Source organism: Winogradskyella sp. 4-2091 (assembly GCF_045765065.1).
Taxonomy (GTDB): domain Bacteria; phylum Bacteroidota; class Bacteroidia; order Flavobacteriales; family Flavobacteriaceae; genus Winogradskyella.
In genome coordinates this window covers 1-18,546 of sequence record NZ_JBJKOD010000015.1, presented here as the reverse complement: position 1 = coordinate 18,546, position 18,546 = coordinate 1, and the positions used below count along the sequence as shown (strand labels likewise).

Here is an 18,546-nt window from a genome sequence, read left to right as displayed (position 1 = left end):
AGTTAGTTGTTAATTCGTTGTAATACATATTCATTAGAGTAAGTTTCTCCATCAAAACTCCAATCTTTTTTTAATCCTATTTTCTTAAACCCATTCGTTTCAAAAAGCTTTAGACTCGCTAAATTATTTTCTGAAATATTAGCATAAACTTGGTGTAAATGTAATGTTGAAAAACAGTAGTTAACTAATAAGTTTAATGCTTCCTTACCATAACCTAAATTTCTATTTTCATTATCTTGAATTAATATTCCGATACCAGCACGTTTGTTTTTTATATCAAAATCAAACACATCAATTAATCCAATTGTTTCTTTTTGAACATTACATATTGCTAATCTCAGTTGCTTGGCTTCAAAAATATCTTGCTGAGCATTTTCTAAATATTGCTTAATTAAAAATCTAGAATATGGTGTTTGTGTATCACTTAAATACCACAAGTTTGTGTCATTTTCTATTTCGTATACAAACTCTAAATCTTCGGGCTCTAAAGCTCTTAAATATATTTGATTTCCCGTTAAACTTACCATGTCATTTCGCCTTTAAACACTTGTTCTGCAGGACCAATAAGCCAAATATTAGAATAGCCACTATCATCAAAATTAAACATTACATTTAAGGAACCACCTTGTGTCTTCAGTTTAACCTTCTCATTTAGTGTTTTACCTGTTTTGTGCATAGCTATCGCAACAGCTGTAACACCTGTACCACAAGATAATGTTTCATCTTCAACACCTCTTTCGTAAGTTCTTACAGCGAAATTATCATCAGAAATTTGCTCTACAAAATTCACATTACTACCAGCTTCATTATATGGTGCACCATATCTTATCTTAGCACCTTTTAATTTTACTTCAAAATTAGAAATATCAGAAACCAATTCTACATGATGTGGCGAACCTGTATCTAAAAACTGATGATCTTTATATGATTCTATTTTAGAAACGTCTTGCATTTGTAAATGAACAATACCATTATCAACTTTTGCACTATGAAGACCATCAATAGCAATAAATTCAGTTTCATTTTCTATGATACCTAGAAATTTTGCAAAAGCTACAATGCAACGACCACCATTTCCGCACATACTACTTTCGTTACCATCTGCGTTATAATAAACCATTTTAAAATCTGTATTATCATCGTTTTCTAAAAGTATAAATCCGTCTGCACCTACACCAAAACGTCTATCGCAGATTTCTGCAATACGCTTAGTATTAGATTTATCTATTGTATTTAAGCGGTTATCTACGATTACAAAATCGTTACCTGTACCTTGATATTTGTAAAATGTCATATTCATAATTGTAGGCAAATATAAGAATAATACACATTAAAATCAGTTGTTAAACACGCGTTAAAATTCACGTTAAAAAGTCGTTAAATCGAAAAATGAAATCAATAAATTTCTAAATTTAATCGTTAGTTAAAATGAATAGTAATACTTAAATCTAAAAAAACATGAAGAAGATTCTAACATTAGTCTTTGTTTCGGCATTAGGAGGCCTTTTAACCTTAGGTGGTTACAAATTATTTGTTGAAAAAGATTCTAAACCCTTAATGGTGGAAACCACAGCTGATACTCCAGTCTTTGTACCAGCATCAAATTACAATAACGTAAATAATAATAGTGCGAATACTCCAAATTTTATTGAGTCCGCAGAAAAATCATTGGACGCCGTAGTCCATGTAAAAAACACATCTATTGTTAGTGCACCAACATCGATGCAAGATTTATTTTTTGGTCGTCAGTCTCAAAGAGCACAAGTTGGTACAGGTAGTGGTGTAATAATTTCGCCAACAGGTTATATTGTTACCAATAACCATGTAATTAAAAATGCAAACGAAATTAGCATTACCTTAAATAATAACAAAGCATATATGGCTGAATTGATAGGTACGGATGAATCTACTGATATCGCTTTATTAAAAATTGAAACTGATGAAGACCTTCCGTTTATGGCTTTTGGAGATTCTGATAATGCAAAAGTTGGTGAATGGGTTTTAGCCGTTGGCAATCCTTTTAACCTAACTTCTACGGTTACAGCCGGAATTATAAGTGCAAAATCAAGAGATTTATCTGGAAACCATTCACAGTCGTTTATACAAACTGATGCTGCTGTAAATCCTGGAAACTCAGGAGGAGCTTTAGTGAATACGAATGGCGATTTAATTGGTATTAATACTGCTATTTCATCGCGTACAGGTTCTTACATTGGGTATTCTTTTGCTGTGCCAAGTAATATTGCACGCAAAATTGTAAATGATATTATGGAATATGGAAATGTACAAAACGGAATTCTAGGTGTTGTTGGTGGTGCATTAAATAGTAAAGCTGCTGAAGAATTAGGAACAACAACTACAGAAGGTTTTTACGTTAGTGATGTACAAGAAGATACAGGAGCAGAAAAAGCAGGTATACAATCTGGCGATATAATCAATAAAATAGACAACGTTAAAATCAATAAGTTTTCGGATTTATCTGGTTATTTAAAAACCAAAAGTCCTGATGACGTGGTAAATGTAACCTTATTGAGAGATGGTGAAGAAGAAACACTTCCTGTTACTTTATTAAAACCATCGACTTATAATCTACAGAATATAGGAATGATTAAAAATGCAACAAAAAAAGAACTTAAAAAATACAATACTGAATATGGAGTAAAGATTTCACGTTTTGATGACAATTATAAACCTTATTGGAATAAAAACGGTATTGAGGAAGGTTCTATCATCACTAAAATTAACGGAACAGAACTTTACACAATTGATGATGCAAAAAGTGCTATAACTTCTAAGCATATCAATGAAGCGCTTCAGCTAGAAGTGATAAATAAAAACGGAGAAAAAGTGGTCTATCATTTTAGATAATGAGACATTAAATTTAGGTTAAATGAACCCTTCAAAGTAATTTTCTTTGAAGGGTTTTTATTTTCGTTAAAATGTGCTACGAAAACGTTTGAAATATAGTACTTTCGCAAAAAATATAAACTAATAATTTATTCTCTAAACAAAAAAATATGAGTTTTAATGCCACTTACGAAAAGGAATTGGCTTTTCAAGCTGATCGTCGCAGAGCAACAGTAGAATTTATAAAAATCATTAGTGACTTATGGTATGATAAGTCTATTGAATTAGTTCTATTTAGAAATCAATTAATTGATAGAAATGTAAGCGAAATATTGAATCTGCATGAATATGCTGGTGAATTTGTACAAAAACCAATTTCTATTTTTGATTCTGTTGAAATTGCACAAGCCATTAATGCTTTAAACTTCCCTCCTGCCAAATTAGATATAGGTAAGTTAACTTATGAGTTTCATATGGAAGACCAAAAATATAGCAATGCTACTGCTTTTGTAGCGGCTAAACTTGGTAACTCAAAGCAAAATAAACCTATTGAACCAAAGAATGTTGTTCTTTATGGTTTTGGCAGAATTGGTCGTTTAGTAGCGCGTGAATTAATGACACGTACAGGAAAAGGCACACAGTTAAGATTAAGAGCTATTGTGACTAGAGGAGAAATTAATGAAACTGTTTTAGAAAAGCGTGCTTCATTATTAAGAAATGATTCCGTTCATGGAGATTTCTCTGGTATGGTAAGTATTGATGTAAAAAATTCTGCATTAATAATTAATGGAACTACAGTGAAAATAATCTCTGCAAATAAGCCTGAAGATATTGATTATACAAAGTATGGTATAAAAAATGCTTTAATTATAGATAATACTGGCGCTTTTAGAGATAAAGAAGCATTAAGCAGACACCTCAAAGCTAAAGGTGTAGATAAAGTTTTATTAACTGCACCAGGAAAAGGCATTCCTAATATTGTTCATGGTGTAAACCACAAGGAAAACGATCCTGATAAAGTAAAAATATTCTCGGCCGCATCTTGTACAACAAATGCAATTACGCCAATTTTAAAAGCAGTAGAAGATTCTTTCGGTATTAAAACTGGTCATTTAGAAACCATTCATGCATATACCAACGATCAGAATCTTGTAGATAATTTTCATGGTAAATACAGACGAGGACGCGCTGCCGCTCTTAATATGGTAATTACTGAAACTGGCGCAGGAAAAGCGGTTAGCAAAGCATTACCATCGTTAGAAGGAAAATTAACATCTAACGCTATTAGAGTACCAGTGCCTAATGGATCTTTAGCAATTCTTAGTTTAGAATTAAAAAATGAAACTTCAGTGGAAAGCATGAATACCATCATGAAAAAATATGCGCTAGAAGGTGATTTGGTAGAACAAATTAAATTTGAGATGAGTGATGAGCTTGTGTCTAGTGACATTGTTGGTAGTTCTGCACCTTCAATTTATGATAGTAAAGCAACAATTGTAAGAAAAGATGGTAAAAATGCCATCTTATATATATGGTATGATAATGAGTATGGCTACAGTCATCAAGTTATTAGATTAGCAAAGTATATTTCTAAAGTAAGACGCTATGCTTATTATTAGAATAATTGAAAAAGGAAAAAAAGAAAAAATCTTGTCAGCTGGCAAGATTTTTTTTGTTTAAAAGTTAAGCTGTTAGTAATTTAATGAAAATTAAACGCAACCTTTTTCATTGTTTTTCATCTTCTTAACAACTAATCAATTTAATTATGAAAAATAAACTTGCTTTTCTGGCAGTAGTTTCGGTATTGCTGCTACATAGCTGTATCCATTTTGGAGGTGTTGATGATGACTTCATTATGACATCTAATTACGAGCCTATAATTATTAAGCGTACTGCTTTTGAATCTACTACGATGCTTGAAAACACGCCACGAGCTATAGAAAATTCAGGAAAAATATACGTAAAAGGAAACTATATCTTTATTAACGAGGTAAATGAAGGCTTCCACCTTATCAATAATTCAGACCCTTCAAATCCACAAAATATTGCCTTTATAAAAGTACTTGGCTCTTCAGATTTAAGTATAAAGGAAGACATTATATACGCCAATAATGCTACAGATTTAATTGCATTTACAATTGACGAATCTTCAGAAACTCTAACGATTACGAAACGTTTAGAACATGTATTTCCTCAAATTTGGTCTCCAGAAGGTGAGTATTATTATGCTCTCGAAGACGATGATATTATTGTAAACTGGGAACTTATAAACTAATAGCTATGAAAAAAATCTATTTAATTTTACTCGTTATTTTTTTAGTTCTGAGCTGTGATTCTGATAGTACCAATGATGCGTCTTCCTTTTCTGAAAACGGACAAGGTGGATCACTTGCTAGATTTGCACTTTACACCGATTACCTATACGTTGTTGACGATACTAACTTAAATGTGTTTAGTATAATTAATACAGCAGAACCTGTTCAAATTAATACCATACCAATAGGATGGAATATTGAAACTCTATTTAATTATAAGAACTATTTATATATAGGTTCTAGAAATGGCATGTTTATTTACGATTTAGATAATCCTGAAGAACCTAATTATCTCTCTGCTGTAGAACATTTTACGGCATGCGATCCTGTGATTGCCAATGATACACATGCTTTTGTAACCTTACACTCTAATATTGGCTGTGGCAATACTATTAATGTATTAGAAATATATGATGTTGCAGATATTACTAATCCCGTTTTAATATCATCGAGAAATTTAACTCGACCAATAGGAATAGGACTTTACAACGATTATCTATTTGTTTGTGATGATGAAGTTAAGGTTTTTGATATTTCAGATCCTAATAATTCACAGTTAGTTACCTCTATAAATGTTGACAGCTTTGATGTTATTATAAACAATGGAATATTGGTGTTAATTGGAGCAAATGGATTGTATCAATATAGCTTAGACGAAAATGATATTACGAATTTATCACATTTAAGTACGCTTAACATCTAAATTATAATATCTATCGTATATAAAATAGCCTTACTTTAATGTGAGGCTATTTGTTTGATAAATGTTTATGTAATACTCATAAAATTATTATCTTGGCAGTCAATTAATCCATCAAAACTAAAATTAATCTTTAGATGAAATTCCTAACCAAAGTTTCTGTAATTCTTATAGTTACACTTAGTTTGCAAAATTTAAACGCGCAAACAAACACAGATGATGAGGACGATAAGTTGTCATTAAACAGTGGTACAATAGATAGTCAGTTTGAATATATATTTAAGAAGTCTGGTAATTTTAGAGGTACCAATGGCCAAAAATATGAAGCTGTAAAATATGCTTGGCTTTTAACTTTAAAAGCACATGTTCTTGATTCGTTAAAAACTACTTACAAAAAACTAGAAAATTCTGAAAAAGTTGTAGGTAACCAAGCTAAGGAAATTGAAGATCTAAAAGTAAAGTTAGTGGATACTCAGACCATTTTAGATCAAACAGATTCTGAAAAAAATAACATGGCCTTATTAGGTATGCAGACTAGTAAAACGAATTACAATGTAATTATGTGGTCTATTATTGGCGCTTTATTCGCTTTCCTATTATTATTTATTTACAAATTTAAAGGTAGTAATTCAGCAACACGCGAAGCTAAACACAAATTAGATGAAGTTGAAACTGAATTTGAAGAACACAGACGCACTGCATTAGAACGAGAGCAAAAAGTAAGACGTCAATTACAAGATGAATTAAATAAGCATAAATCTTAATTAGATTTATTTAACACATTATAATATTAATCCGTAATTTTAATTACGGATTTTTTTTATAAAAAAAATGAAAAACAAACACTTAAGTTACAATGTCTAAACGACTAATATATTTATTTACTTTTATAATTCCTTATATCGGATTTACTCAAACTAAAAGTGAATTGAGTCAACTTTTATGGAATAACGTTCAAGCTTGTTATTCAAATTTAGAGGATTTAGAAAGTAAAACTTCAGACGTAAAAATTATTGACGATTCTAAAAATGGTTACCTTTATATTTCTGGCTCATACCCAACATGTGGTTGTAATTGTAGTTCATCTATTGGTGCTTATAAGGATGTTAATGGAAATTACACCTTGTTACAATCGGATTATAGCGGATGTGATTGGATGAAAAAAACCACTTCAAACAGATTACTTTCCGAAATTTTACCAGAAGATTTTGGCATTAAAAGTTTTACAACAAAAGATATAGTAACAGATTCCATCTCTCCTTTGTTTTATGTTGAATTTGAAATCCCTCAACTTGGCACAGATACAAATGTTAATCTTAACCTCGTACCATTTGGAATGAAAATTAAAGAAGATGAACTGATCTGTTATGAATACTCAGAATATAAAAGTGAGAAAACATCGTATTATAATATTATGGAACTGATACGTTCACTAACTGATAAAAATTCATTAGTGTCTATATTATCAGGAAACTTTAAAATTATTGATAAAGCAGATATTGAATTAATTGAAAAATCAATTGAAAAAAAGCAGTTTTTATCTAAAAACGATATTCAAGAACAATTAAAGACGCTAAAAAAGGTTTATGATGTCTATATACAAATTGAATGTACTAACCTTACATTAAGTTGGAATCGTAAAACAGCAAAATTTGAAATTAAACAATTAGGTAAGAAACAAACTAAAGAGACATTCAATGATTTTTTACTTAATAATTTGTTTTGGACAGCTCTATGTTAAAAATGCATTAATAACCAAATTACCTTATCATTAAAGACTATTAAACATGAAAAAACTTATTCTAATTATTATTGTTCTTATAAGTGTCAACGCATTTTCTCAAGAAAAAGAATTATGGGCTAAATCTTTTATAAATAAAGAAGCGCCAGAATTAGTAGTAGAAAAATGGTTATCAGATAAACCAGAAATGGAAGGTAAATTTATACTTATAGATTTTTGGGCTACTTGGTGTGGACCATGTTTAAGATCTATTCCAAAATTAAATAAGTTTCATAAAGAGTTTAGTGAAAATCTAGTTGTCATAGGATTAAGTGATGAAACAGAAGCCACAGTTGAAAAACTCAATTACCCAGAAATAGAATATTATAGTGCTATTGATACCGATAAACATTTAAATGATATTTTTGAAATTAAAGGCATACCACATTGCGTAATTATAGATCCAAATGGCATTGTAGTATGGGAAGGATGGCCAGATCTAAAAGGCTTTGAATTAACGTCTGAAGTAATTCAAGATCTTATTGATTCAGATAAATAAACTCTAATAAATGGAATATTAACAATCATCATTCCATAACAATACTAAAATTAGACTTTATTAAAAAACATAACAATAAATCTTATCTTCGCAGCCAATTAACATAAGTCATGCGTATAGATATTATTACCGTTTTACCAGAACTTTTAAAAAGTCCGTTTGAAGCCTCTATACTGAAGAGAGCAATAGAAGCAGGTCTGGTAGAAGTTCACTTTCATAACTTAAGAGATTTTGCAACTGGTAATTACAAGTCAATTGATGATACTCAATTTGGAGGAGGTGCTGGTATGGTAATGAGTATTGCACCAATAGACAAATGTATTTCAAAATTACAAGCAGAACGTAATTACGACGAAATTATCTATATGACACCAGATGGTGAACAACTCAACCAAAGCATTGCCAACCAAACGTCTTTAAAAGAAAATATAATTATTCTTTGCGGACATTATAAAGGCGTAGATCAGCGTGTACGAGATAAATTTATTACAAGAGAAATATCTATAGGTGACTATGTGCTTTCTGGTGGAGAATTAGGTGCAGCTGTTTTGTGTGATGCCGTAATTCGATTAATTCCTGGCGTACTTGGTAATGAAACGTCTGCTTTAACAGACTCGTTTCAAGATAATTTATTAGCACCACCAATTTACACAAAACCTAGAGAGTATGATGGTATGAAAGTGCCTGAAGTACTATTTAGTGGTAATTTTGCTAAAATTGAAAAATGGCGAGAAGAGCAAGCCTATAAAAGAACACAAGAAAGACGTCCTGATCTTTTAGATGATAAACAGTAAAATATTAAATTATGGATAGTTCTACACAAATTCTATTTTCTATTGGTCAGATAATTAGTAGCATTTCTATGCTAATCATATTAGCTGCTACAATTGTACTTATTATAAAAAAGAGAACTCCAGCAACTTGGACCATATTTATTGGTTATCTATTATTTTGTATTAAATATGTTGTAAGCCTAATAATTACAATAATGGCAGGCAGATACAGTATGGACACTCTATTACAAATTCAAGGTATTTCTAATATTGTTAGAAGTTTATCGTATTTAATTTTTGCTATTGGTTTATTAATGTTTGTCATAACAGAATTATCAAAGAAAGATTCTGAGAATTAGTTTCAGTATTAATTATCGTCATCGATTGACAATTAATAAATAATCCCACAAAAAATAATATACTAAAGCATTGCATATTTTATAAAAAGCACTACTTTTGCAAACCAATTTAGACCAACCTCTGGCGAGAATCGTGAATGTTGCTTTGAATCAAAAATTATAAACAAAACAAAATGAATTCTTTAGTAAAATTTGTACAAGACGAATTTGTAACTCGTAAAGACTTTCCAGAATTTAGTGCTGGTGATACAATCACTGTTTACTATGAAATTAGAGAAGGTGAAAAAGTACGTACTCAGTTTTTTAGAGGTGTAGTATTACAACGTAAAGGAAGTGGATCTTCTGAAACGTTTACTATCCGTAAAATGTCAGGAACTATTGGTGTAGAGCGTATTTTCCCAGTGAACTTACCAGCTTTACAGAAAGTAGAAGTTAACAAACGTGGTAAAGTACGTAGAGCTAGAATTTACTACTTTAGAGGTCTTACTGGTAAAAAAGCAAGAATCAAAGAAGTTAGAAGATAATTCAAACTTATATAAAAACAAAAAGAGCCTTCTGTATCAGAAGGCTCTTTTCGTTTTTAACAATTGTTAACAACTACGGTTCATAAGGTGTTGATATCTAAAATGTTAAAACTATAGCGATTTCAAATTTAATTATGTAATTTAGTGAAACAATTAATAACAAACCTAGTTTGTTTTTTGAATCCTATTTCAAATTAATGTTAGTTGTCGTTAGAGATTCGTTCTTTATGTAATGAGGTTGTTTTTTGAGATTGTGTAGCAACTTGTGTTAACAAGTGTTTGTAAAACGATCATGAAGCTTTTATAAGATAACATGCTTGTGTAGGTTATAGTAGAAAAGTGAAAAGTTCTGAAAAAGTAGTGGAATCGAAAGTGCACACGAAAAGGATGAGCAATGTTCCCTAATAGATACTCGAGTATTTGAATATTTATCAGAAAAACATCAAGAAAAACAAACCTAAGAAACAAAGTAATATCAGGTCAATACATTTTGAAAGATATAAAATGTTTCGAATTTGAATCAGATACTGATGTACTGAAAAACTTTTGACGCTGGTCATTTAGTTGAGTTAGTGAAAGCTAAGTAAGTCATAATAGTTCTGTTTCTATGAAAGCCATGTCAACACAGATAATTCTGAATGATATGGCTTTTTTTTTGTTTGGATTAAATACACTAGATCATTAAACCATTAGTTCTTATTTTATATAAAAACGTCTATCCTTAATATAATGAAACCTTTATTCCTCATTATCATCCTACTTTTGACTTCACAGAGTAATGCTCAACGAGATTCGCTTGCTATATTGCATACTAACACATGGACTATTAAAAAGCAAAATCCTTATATATTAAGGAATTGGTTAGAACAAGATACCATAAGCTTAATTTCTACAAACCCAATTAAAAAAATTAAAGATTCCCTTTATAAAAAAAATGGTTTAACTGAAGCCGAATTAAAATTCTTAATTTCAAATGTTAGAGATAAACAAGAACTCATTAATTTTGATTCCATAGGAAAATTACATCATATTAAATACATATTTTGCCCAGTAGGCTCAACCCTATTTCACTTAAAGTCATTTAGTTTAGAAAACAATGTAGTTAACCTAATCTACACCAAGAAGGAATGGAAAAAAACACCTGCTGAAAAATTTTCGGTGTATTATAAAGTTCTATTGTGGGATGACAAACAAATACAATTAAGAAAAATTAAAGAATGAACTTACTTTTATTCGATCAACACGATTTTAAGAGCGAAAATTACACCGTAAACCTACTCCCAAAAGCTGAATATACAGATTGTACGTTTACCAACTGTACGTTTGAAAACTCAGACATTTCAAACATTAATTTTATAGAATGCAACTTCATAGATTGTAATTTTAGCAATGTCAACGTTATTAACACAACCTTCAACGACGTATCTTTCAAAGATTGTAAATTACTTGGTGTTCTATTTCAAAATTGTAATGCCTTTTTGTTATCGTTTAAATTTATTAATTGCATTTTAAATTTCAGTAGTTTCTATCAATTAAAAATTAACCTTACTGAGTTTCAAAATTGTACAATTCATCAAGCAGATTTTACTGAATCCGAAGCAAAACAAGTCGTATTTAAAGACTGTGATTTAAGCGGATCAACGTTTAATAGAACCAATCTAGAAAGTGCAGACTTTACTTCTGCCATTAACTTTAATATCAATCCTTCCGTAAATCAATTAAATAAAGCTTCTTTTTCTAATGAAAACATTTCTGGATTGCTAAAAAGCTTCAATATTAAGATAAAATAATAAATCGATTATTTTAAGCAAAAATTTATTGATTCTTTAAATAATAGCGTGCTTTAGTGCAAATCTAGCACGTGAAAAATCAAACGTTTTCGTATATTTGCTCTGCTTAATTTTAAGCTAATTATTTTTCAAACTATTTACTAGACTTATGACAAAAACAGCAAAGATTGTTTATACAAAAACGGATGAAGCACCAGCTTTAGCAACACGTTCATTTTTACCAATTGTTAAAGCATTTACAAAGTCTTCTGGTATTTCTATTGAAACAAAAGATATATCCTTAGCAGCTAGAATTTTAGCAACTTTTCCAGATTTTTTAACTGAAGATCAAAAAGTAGCTGACGCACTTGCAGAATTGGGCGAATTAGCTAAAAAACCAGAAGCTAATATTATTAAACTTCCAAATATTAGTGCATCTGTCCCGCAACTTACTGCTGCCATTGAAGAATTACAAAATAAAGGATTTAAAATTCCTAATTATCCAGATGAGCCTCAAAATGAATCTGAAAAGGAAATTAAATCTCGTTACGATAAGATAAAAGGTAGTGCAGTAAATCCTGTCTTAAGAGAAGGAAATTCTGATAGACGTGCACCAAAAGCAGTTAAGAATTACGCTAAGAAAAATCCTCATAGTATGGGAGCTTGGACGGCAGATTCTAAAACGCATGTGGCAACAATGTCTGAAGGAGATTTTGCTCACAATGAAAAATCAGTTACGCTTGCAGATGAAACAACCGTAAAAATTGTACATACAGATTCTAAAGGTAATGCCACTAATTTAAAAGAGAATTTAAGTTTACTTAAAGGCGAAATTATCGACGCTACAGTAATGAGTAAAAAGGCATTACTTGAGTTTTTAGAAGAACAAGTTGAGGATGCTTTAGATCAAAGTGTTTTGTTTTCTTTACATATGAAAGCAACTATGATGAAAGTATCTGACCCAATTATTTTTGGACATGCCGTAAGAATATTTTTTAAAGATTTATTTGAGAAGCATGGTAAAACCTTTGATGAAATAGGTGTAGACGTAAATAATGGCTTTGGAAATTTACTTGAAAAATTAAGTGAACTTCCGGAAGATAAACGCGATGAAATTAGAGATGATATTCGTTTTGCCTTAGATCATAGTGCCGATTTAGCTATGGTAAATTCTGATAGAGGAATTACTAATCTACATGTGCCAAGTGACGTCATTATTGATGCTTCTATGCCTGCAATGATTAGAACATCTGGTCAAATGTGGAATGCAGAAGGAAATCAACAAGATACAAAAGCAGTAATACCAGACAGCAGTTATGCTGGTGTTTACATCGCCACTATAGATTTCTGTAAAAAACATGGTGCCTTTGATCCTACTACAATGGGAACAGTACCTAACGTAGGTCTTATGGCTCAAAAAGCTGAAGAATACGGTTCTCATGATAAAACATTTGAAATTTCAGCAGATGGCAAAGTAGAAGTTGTTGATAATAACGGAAATGTATTAATAAGCCATAAAGTTGAAACTGGAGATATCTGGAGAATGTGTCAAGTTAAAGATGCACCAATTCAAGATTGGGTAAAGTTAGCTGTTACAAGAGCTAGAGCTTCCCAAACACCAGCTGTTTTTTGGTTAGATAAAAACAGAGCGCATGATGCAGAATTGATAAGAAAGGTAAATACATACCTTAAAGATCACGATACTGACGGATTAGATCTTAGAATTTTATCACCAATCGATGCTACAAATTTCACATTAGAACGTCTTAAGGCTGGAGATGACACTATTTCTGTAACAGGAAATGTGTTAAGAGATTATTTAACTGATTTGTTTCCTATATTAGAAGTAGGTACAAGTGCAAAAATGTTATCTATTGTTCCTTTAATGAATGGTGGTGGTTTATTTGAAACTGGTGCTGGTGGATCTGCTCCAAAACATGTTCAGCAGTTTGTTGAAGAAGATCACTTACGTTGGGATTCTCTAGGAGAGTTCTTAGCATTAGCTGTTTCTCTTGAACATTTTTCTATTGTAAATAACAATAAAAAAGCGAGCATTTTAGGAGAAACTTTAGATGATGCTTCTGATAAATTATTAGAAAATAGAAAAGGGCCTTCAAGAAAGGTAAATGAATTAGACAATAGAGGAAGTCATTTTTATTTGGCTTTATATTGGGCTGAAGCATTAGCTAATCAAGATAAAGACGCTGATCTTAAAACTGAATTTTCAAAAATATTTAAAGAACTTTCCACTAATGAAGATACGATAGTGAAAGAATTAATAGATTGCCAAGGTGAATCTGTAAATATTGATGGCTATTATTATCCAAATGAAGAACTAGTATCTAATGCTATGCGTCCAAGTAAAGCATTTAATACAATTATGAATTAATTACTTAATTATTATACATTAAGATTTTGTTAAAAAGCTTCTTTCGAGAAGCTTTTTTTATGCTTTTAAATTACTTTTAGTGTAACAACTACATTAGTTATTCGTTATAACAGAAAGTCATCATCAATCAATATAATATTCATCACATATGAAAATACTATCCAGAGGATTTTTTCTCTGCCTATTTTTATGCAGCATTAATCTCTATGCTCAAGAAAAGTTCACATTAAGTGGAACGATAACTGATAACCAAAGTAATGAAACACTCATTGGCGTAAATATTATAATTCCAGAATTACAGACAGGAACCATGTCCAATGAATATGGCTTCTACTCTATTACGCTGCCAGCTGGCACTTATGATATACAAATTAGCTATTTAGGTTTTACAACAGTAAATGAATCTGTAGTACTTTTATCAGACCTTACTAAAAACTATAAATTATTAGAAGCTACTGAAAGCTTAGACGAAGTTGTAATCACAGAAAATATTGAAAAACTAAACATTAAGAAACCTCAGATGAGTGTTAATTCTTTATCAATAAAAACCATAAAGAATATGCCTGTGGTTTTGGGTGAGGTCGATGTTATTAAATCTATTACCTTACTTCCAGGTGTAACTAATGCCGGTGAAGGTGCTTCAGGTTTTAATGTACGAGGTGGTGCAGCAGATCAAAATCTTATCCTATTAGATGAAGCTACCATATTTAATTCGTCTCATTTATTTGGTTTCTTCTCTGTTTTTAATCCAGATGCCATTAAAGATTTAAAATTGTACAAAGGAGGAATTCCTGCTAAATATGGTGGACGTGTATCTTCAGTTTTAGATATTTATCAAAAAGAAGGGAATAGTAAATCATTTCATATGAATGGAGGAATTGGCTTGATCTCTAGTAGATTATTGGCTGAAGGTCCTATAAAAAAAGACAAAGGCTCTTTTTTAATTGGAGGTAGAAGCAGTTACGCCCATTTATTTTTACCACTTTTTGATATTGATAGCAAAGCTTATTTTTATGATTTAAATACTAAACTGAGTTATAATATTAATACAAATAATAATATTTATTTGTCAGGATATTTTGGCAGAGATGTATTTGAAATTTCTGATAGCTTTCAAAATACATTTGGAAATTCTGTATTGAATTTCCGATGGAATCATTTGTTTTCAGATAAACTATTTTCAAATTTATCATTAATTTATTCTGATTACTATTATGGTTTAGAATTAAGTTTTGTAGAGTTTGACTGGGTTTCGGGTATAAAAAACTTCAATTTAAAATACGATTTTAAACACTACATCAACAACAATTTTAAGCTTGAATATGGTTTGAACAGTATGTATTACGATTTTAATCCTGGTGAAATTAATCCTACAACGGAAACTTCTGGAATTAATCCCTATAAACTTATTGATAAATACGCGTTTGAAAATGCCGTTTATATCGATGCTGAGCATAAATTGAGTAATAAGCTTAGTATCAGTTATGGAGCTAGACTAAGTATGTTCCATCGATTAGGCCAAGATGAATTAAATATTTATGAAAATGATTCTCCCTTAATCTTTAATGAGGAAATTGGTATATATGAAAAAGCAGAACCAATAGGAACCGAAAGTTTTAACCGATCTGATGTAATAGAATCCTTTACTAACTTAGAGCCAAGACTAGCTATAGCATATCAATTAAACGATGTATCTTCAGTGAAGGCAAGTTATAACAGAATGAGTCAATATTTACATCTATTATCAAACACAACTTCTCCTACTCCACTAGATGTTTGGACGCCAAGTGGTAAATATGTAAAACCTCAGTTACTTGATCAAGTTGCCGTTGGTTACTTTAAAACATTTAAGGATAATACATTTTCAATTGAAATTGAAAGCTTTTATAAAACCATTAAAAACCGAATTGATTATGTTGATGGTGCAGATTTAATTGCCAATGATGCCATTGAACAAATAATTTTAAATGGAGAAGCAAGAGCTTACGGATTAGAAGTCTTACTCAGAAAAAATGAAGGTCGATTTACCGGATGGTTAGCATATACATTATCAAAATCTGAGCAAAGAACACCAGGACGAACTCCTATTGAAACAGGAATTAATAGTGGACAATGGTATAGCACGGCATACGATAAAACTCATGATGTTTCACTAACCGGAAGTTACGAGCTCAATAAAAAATGGTCATTTAGTTCTAATTTTATTTTTCAAACCGGACAACCCACTACGTATCCTAATAGTCAATATGAATATAACGGACTAGTAATACCAAATTATGAAGCCAGAAACTCAAGTAGATTACCAGCATATCATCGGTTAGATTTATCAACCATATATACTCCAAAACCAGAAAGTAAAAAGAATTTTAAAGGTGAATGGGTATTCGGAATTTATAATGTCTACGGACGTAAAAATGCTGCCAGCATATCTTTTGGTGAAAATAGCGACACAAGTAACAATGAAGCAGTTAAATTGGCGATTTTCGGAATGGTACCATCAATATCTTATAATTTTAAATTTTAACACATGAAAAAAGTTTTCTGTTTTTTAATAATATGTACGTTTTTATATTCTTGTGAAGATGTAATTGATGTAGATTTAAATGAAGTTGAACCAAGATTAGTTATTGAAGCCTCCATAGATTGGTATAAAAACACTTCAGGAAACGAACAGTTTATAAAACTAACTCTTTCAGCACCATTCTTTGATGAAATTATTCCACCAGCTAACAATGCTTTGGTACAAATATTTGATACTAATGGTAATACGTTTTCATTTATTGAAGAGAATGAAACTGGTATTTATAGAAATTCTGATTTTATCCCAATTATTGATGGAGAGTATACATTATTTATAAATTATAATAATGAAGTATATACAGCTACAGAAACTTTAAAATCAGTTGCTCCAATTGATTATATTGAGCAAGATGATGAAGGAAGTTTCTTTGGCGATGAGATTGAAATTAAAGTTTATTTTACAGATCCTGCTGAAACAGACAATTATTATTTCTTTGAATATTTTACTGATATTTCGGACTCTCCATCCCTAGATGTTGGCGATGATAGATTTATAGATGGGAATCAAATTTTTGGTTTTTATTCTGAAGAAGATTTAGAATCAGGAAATGAATTAACTATTCGCCATTTTGGTGTATCTGAGCAGTACTATGAGTTTATGTTTATCTTATTACAACAAGGAAGCGAAGATGGAGGTGGGCCTTTTGAAACACAACCAGCTACAGTTCGAGGAAATTGTATAAACACAACTAACGAGGAAAATTATCCATTTGGTTATTTTCGATTATCAGAAGTTGAACAAGTTATTTATACAGTAGAATAGTTTTATTTAGATTAAAATCCAGTAAATTTAATTAGTATATTAATCAAGCTTAACTAAATAGCATCCTAATATAATTATTATTCTTACCTTCAACTTATGACGTTTACAAAAATAACAGAACAAGAATCAAAATATAATAATCTCGATAGCATGTCTGTAAATGAGATTATCACTAATATAAATAATGAAGATAAACTCGTTTCTTTAGCCGTTGAAAAATCTTTACCACAAATAGAAGCATTAATAAATAGAATTATTCCCAAACTTAAGAATGGTGGTAGAATTATATATATTGGAGCTGGAACTAGTGGTAGATTAGGGATTTTGGATGCGTCAGAATGTCCACCTACATTCGGAGTTTCAGATAATTTAGTAATTGGAATAATTGCTGGTGGAGATAAAGCCATTCGAAAAGCTGTAGAAAATGCAGAAGATTCAAGAACACAAGGCTGGAAAGATTTAGAAAATTTAAATATATCACAAAATGATACTGTGATTGGTATTGCAGCATCAGGTACTACTCCTTATGTACTTCACACTTTAGAACAATGTAATTCTAATAGCATTTTAACGGGATGTATTACTTGTAATCATAATAGTCCTATATCGTTAACAGCAAAATATCCTATTGAAGTTATGGTGGGTCCTGAGTTTTTAACTGGTAGTTCAAGAATGAAAGCTGGAACTGCCCAAAAACTAGTACTTAATACAATTTCAACAACATGCATGATTCAACTAGGTAAAGTGATGGGTAATAAAATGGTAGATATGCAACTTAGCAATGACAAACTTGTAAATAGAGGCGTAAAAATGATAATGCAAGAATTACATATTGAACAATCAGAAGCGACCCAATTATTAATGAAATATAAATCAGTAAGAGAAAGTATTAATCATGGACGAAAGTAATCGAACAGATAAGGAAATATTAACAAAGGGCCTGAAACAACTCTTAATTTGCTTAATTTTTATGTTTTTAGGTCCTAGCCTAATACATTTAGCCTTAAATAATCAGGATAAATCTCTATTTATCGTATTACTAATTATAGCATTTATCTTTTGTATAATTGCTATTATATTATTGGCGAAAGGAATTAACACTATTTTAGATAGTATGTTTAATAAGAAAAGTTAGTATTATCATAGTTTTGCTATTATTTTCATAAAACTCTCAGATTAAAAAAAACGAAAAAACCCTTACTAAATAAATAGTAAGGGTTTTACAATACCGATATATCGGTAAAAAAG

19 protein-coding genes are annotated in these 18,546 nt (G+C 30.5%); 17 read left to right on the top strand and 2 right to left on the bottom strand.

Annotated features, from left to right (window positions below; translation table 11 throughout):
• Positions 1-2 precede the first annotated feature (2 nt).
• Complete coding sequence (locus tag ACJBCC_RS15240; RefSeq protein WP_407557655.1) at positions 3-527, bottom strand: GNAT family N-acetyltransferase; 525 nt, start codon at positions 525-527, stop codon at positions 3-5.
• Entirely contained in the window at positions 521-1,300 is a 780-nt protein-coding gene (gene dapF, locus ACJBCC_RS15235) for a diaminopimelate epimerase (protein WP_407557654.1), read from the bottom strand. Before dapF ends, ACJBCC_RS15240 begins: the two co-directional genes overlap by 7 nt.
• A gap of 158 nt (positions 1,301-1,458) precedes the next feature.
• On the opposite strand from dapF, the gene ACJBCC_RS15230 reads away from it, so the two are divergent.
• The 17 genes from ACJBCC_RS15230 (at position 1,459) to ACJBCC_RS15150 (ending at position 18,433) form a co-directional block, all read left to right on the top strand.
• Positions 1,459-2,868 carry a trypsin-like peptidase domain-containing protein gene (locus ACJBCC_RS15230; RefSeq protein WP_407557653.1) on the top strand — a complete coding sequence of 470 codons (1,410 nt, stop codon included), beginning with the start codon at positions 1,459-1,461 and terminating at the stop codon, positions 2,866-2,868.
• A gap of 149 nt (positions 2,869-3,017) precedes the next feature.
• A complete protein-coding gene (locus ACJBCC_RS15225; RefSeq protein ID WP_299103126.1) occupies positions 3,018-4,466 on the top strand; it encodes a glyceraldehyde-3-phosphate dehydrogenase in 1,449 nt (482 codons plus the stop codon).
• A gap of 146 nt (positions 4,467-4,612) precedes the next feature.
• Positions 4,613-5,122 (top strand): hypothetical protein, encoded by a 510-nt coding sequence (locus ACJBCC_RS15220; protein WP_407557652.1) that lies wholly within the window; start codon positions 4,613-4,615, stop codon positions 5,120-5,122.
• A 5-nt stretch (positions 5,123-5,127) separates the two neighbouring features.
• Positions 5,128-5,865: a hypothetical protein gene (locus tag ACJBCC_RS15215; protein ID WP_407557651.1), complete on the top strand. Its 738-nt coding sequence runs from the start codon at positions 5,128-5,130 to the stop codon at positions 5,863-5,865.
• 134 nt (positions 5,866-5,999) lie between these two features.
• Positions 6,000-6,626, top strand: coding sequence for a tRNA (guanine-N1)-methyltransferase (locus tag ACJBCC_RS15210; RefSeq protein ID WP_299103120.1), 627 nt, complete (start codon positions 6,000-6,002; stop codon positions 6,624-6,626).
• Positions 6,627-6,718: 92 nt separating this feature from the next.
• On the top strand, positions 6,719-7,603 hold the full coding sequence (locus tag ACJBCC_RS15205; RefSeq protein ID WP_407557650.1) for a hypothetical protein: 885 nt from the start codon (positions 6,719-6,721) through the stop codon (positions 7,601-7,603).
• 46 nt (positions 7,604-7,649) lie between these two features.
• Complete coding sequence (locus tag ACJBCC_RS15200; protein WP_407557649.1) at positions 7,650-8,141, top strand: TlpA family protein disulfide reductase; 492 nt, start codon at positions 7,650-7,652, stop codon at positions 8,139-8,141.
• Between the two features lie 110 nt (positions 8,142-8,251).
• Entirely contained in the window at positions 8,252-8,935 is a 684-nt protein-coding gene (gene trmD / locus ACJBCC_RS15195; protein WP_407557648.1) for a tRNA (guanosine(37)-N1)-methyltransferase TrmD, read from the top strand.
• Between the two features lie 11 nt (positions 8,936-8,946).
• On the top strand, positions 8,947-9,273 hold the full coding sequence (locus ACJBCC_RS15190) for a hypothetical protein (RefSeq protein WP_299103112.1): 327 nt from the start codon (positions 8,947-8,949) through the stop codon (positions 9,271-9,273).
• Between the two features lie 173 nt (positions 9,274-9,446).
• Positions 9,447-9,797 (top strand): 50S ribosomal protein L19, encoded by a 351-nt coding sequence (rplS, locus tag ACJBCC_RS15185; protein ID WP_299103110.1) that lies wholly within the window; start codon positions 9,447-9,449, stop codon positions 9,795-9,797.
• A gap of 729 nt (positions 9,798-10,526) precedes the next feature.
• Positions 10,527-11,018: a hypothetical protein gene (locus tag ACJBCC_RS15180; protein ID WP_299103108.1), complete on the top strand. Its 492-nt coding sequence runs from the start codon at positions 10,527-10,529 to the stop codon at positions 11,016-11,018.
• Positions 11,015-11,587, top strand: coding sequence for a pentapeptide repeat-containing protein (locus ACJBCC_RS15175; protein ID WP_299103106.1), 573 nt, complete (start codon positions 11,015-11,017; stop codon positions 11,585-11,587). The genes ACJBCC_RS15180 and ACJBCC_RS15175 overlap by 4 nt, the downstream gene beginning before the upstream one ends.
• Before the next feature lie 148 nt (positions 11,588-11,735).
• On the top strand, positions 11,736-13,955 hold the full coding sequence (locus tag ACJBCC_RS15170) for an NADP-dependent isocitrate dehydrogenase (protein ID WP_407557647.1): 2,220 nt from the start codon (positions 11,736-11,738) through the stop codon (positions 13,953-13,955).
• 148 nt (positions 13,956-14,103) lie between these two features.
• Positions 14,104-16,479: a TonB-dependent receptor gene (locus tag ACJBCC_RS15165; RefSeq protein WP_299103102.1), complete on the top strand. Its 2,376-nt coding sequence runs from the start codon at positions 14,104-14,106 to the stop codon at positions 16,477-16,479.
• 3 nt (positions 16,480-16,482) lie between these two features.
• The gene (locus ACJBCC_RS15160; protein WP_299103100.1) at positions 16,483-17,298 is read left to right on the top strand and encodes a DUF4249 domain-containing protein; all 816 of its coding nucleotides are present in this window, start codon (positions 16,483-16,485) and stop codon (positions 17,296-17,298) included.
• 96 nt (positions 17,299-17,394) lie between these two features.
• Positions 17,395-18,207, top strand: a complete 813-nt coding sequence (gene murQ, locus ACJBCC_RS15155) for an N-acetylmuramic acid 6-phosphate etherase (protein WP_407557646.1) — start codon at positions 17,395-17,397, stop codon at positions 18,205-18,207.
• Entirely contained in the window at positions 18,194-18,433 is a 240-nt protein-coding gene (locus ACJBCC_RS15150) for a DUF6095 family protein (protein WP_299103096.1), read from the top strand. Before murQ ends, ACJBCC_RS15150 begins: the two co-directional genes overlap by 14 nt.
• The last annotated feature ends 113 nt before the right edge of the window (positions 18,434-18,546 follow it).

Bases quoted from the DNA above. Each gene is read 5' to 3' on its own strand.
- ACJBCC_RS15240 (WP_407557655.1), bottom strand. From the start codon at position 527: ATGGTAAGTTTAACGGGAAATCAAATATATTTAAGAGCTTTAGAGCCC.
- dapF (WP_407557654.1), bottom strand. From the start codon at position 1,300: ATGAATATGACATTTTACAAATATCAAGGTACAGGTAACGATTTTGTA.
- ACJBCC_RS15230 (WP_407557653.1), top strand. From the start codon at position 1,459: ATGAAGAAGATTCTAACATTAGTCTTTGTTTCGGCATTAGGAGGCCTT.
- ACJBCC_RS15225 (WP_299103126.1), top strand. From the start codon at position 3,018: ATGAGTTTTAATGCCACTTACGAAAAGGAATTGGCTTTTCAAGCTGAT.
- ACJBCC_RS15220 (WP_407557652.1), top strand. From the start codon at position 4,613: ATGAAAAATAAACTTGCTTTTCTGGCAGTAGTTTCGGTATTGCTGCTA.
- ACJBCC_RS15215 (WP_407557651.1), top strand. From the start codon at position 5,128: ATGAAAAAAATCTATTTAATTTTACTCGTTATTTTTTTAGTTCTGAGC.
- ACJBCC_RS15210 (WP_299103120.1), top strand. From the start codon at position 6,000: ATGAAATTCCTAACCAAAGTTTCTGTAATTCTTATAGTTACACTTAGT.
- ACJBCC_RS15205 (WP_407557650.1), top strand. From the start codon at position 6,719: ATGTCTAAACGACTAATATATTTATTTACTTTTATAATTCCTTATATC.
- ACJBCC_RS15200 (WP_407557649.1), top strand. From the start codon at position 7,650: ATGAAAAAACTTATTCTAATTATTATTGTTCTTATAAGTGTCAACGCA.
- trmD (WP_407557648.1), top strand. From the start codon at position 8,252: ATGCGTATAGATATTATTACCGTTTTACCAGAACTTTTAAAAAGTCCG.
- ACJBCC_RS15190 (WP_299103112.1), top strand. From the start codon at position 8,947: ATGGATAGTTCTACACAAATTCTATTTTCTATTGGTCAGATAATTAGT.
- rplS (WP_299103110.1), top strand. From the start codon at position 9,447: ATGAATTCTTTAGTAAAATTTGTACAAGACGAATTTGTAACTCGTAAA.
- ACJBCC_RS15180 (WP_299103108.1), top strand. From the start codon at position 10,527: ATGAAACCTTTATTCCTCATTATCATCCTACTTTTGACTTCACAGAGT.
- ACJBCC_RS15175 (WP_299103106.1), top strand. From the start codon at position 11,015: ATGAACTTACTTTTATTCGATCAACACGATTTTAAGAGCGAAAATTAC.
- ACJBCC_RS15170 (WP_407557647.1), top strand. From the start codon at position 11,736: ATGACAAAAACAGCAAAGATTGTTTATACAAAAACGGATGAAGCACCA.
- ACJBCC_RS15165 (WP_299103102.1), top strand. From the start codon at position 14,104: ATGAAAATACTATCCAGAGGATTTTTTCTCTGCCTATTTTTATGCAGC.
- ACJBCC_RS15160 (WP_299103100.1), top strand. From the start codon at position 16,483: ATGAAAAAAGTTTTCTGTTTTTTAATAATATGTACGTTTTTATATTCT.
- murQ (WP_407557646.1), top strand. From the start codon at position 17,395: ATGACGTTTACAAAAATAACAGAACAAGAATCAAAATATAATAATCTC.
- ACJBCC_RS15150 (WP_299103096.1), top strand. From the start codon at position 18,194: ATGGACGAAAGTAATCGAACAGATAAGGAAATATTAACAAAGGGCCTG.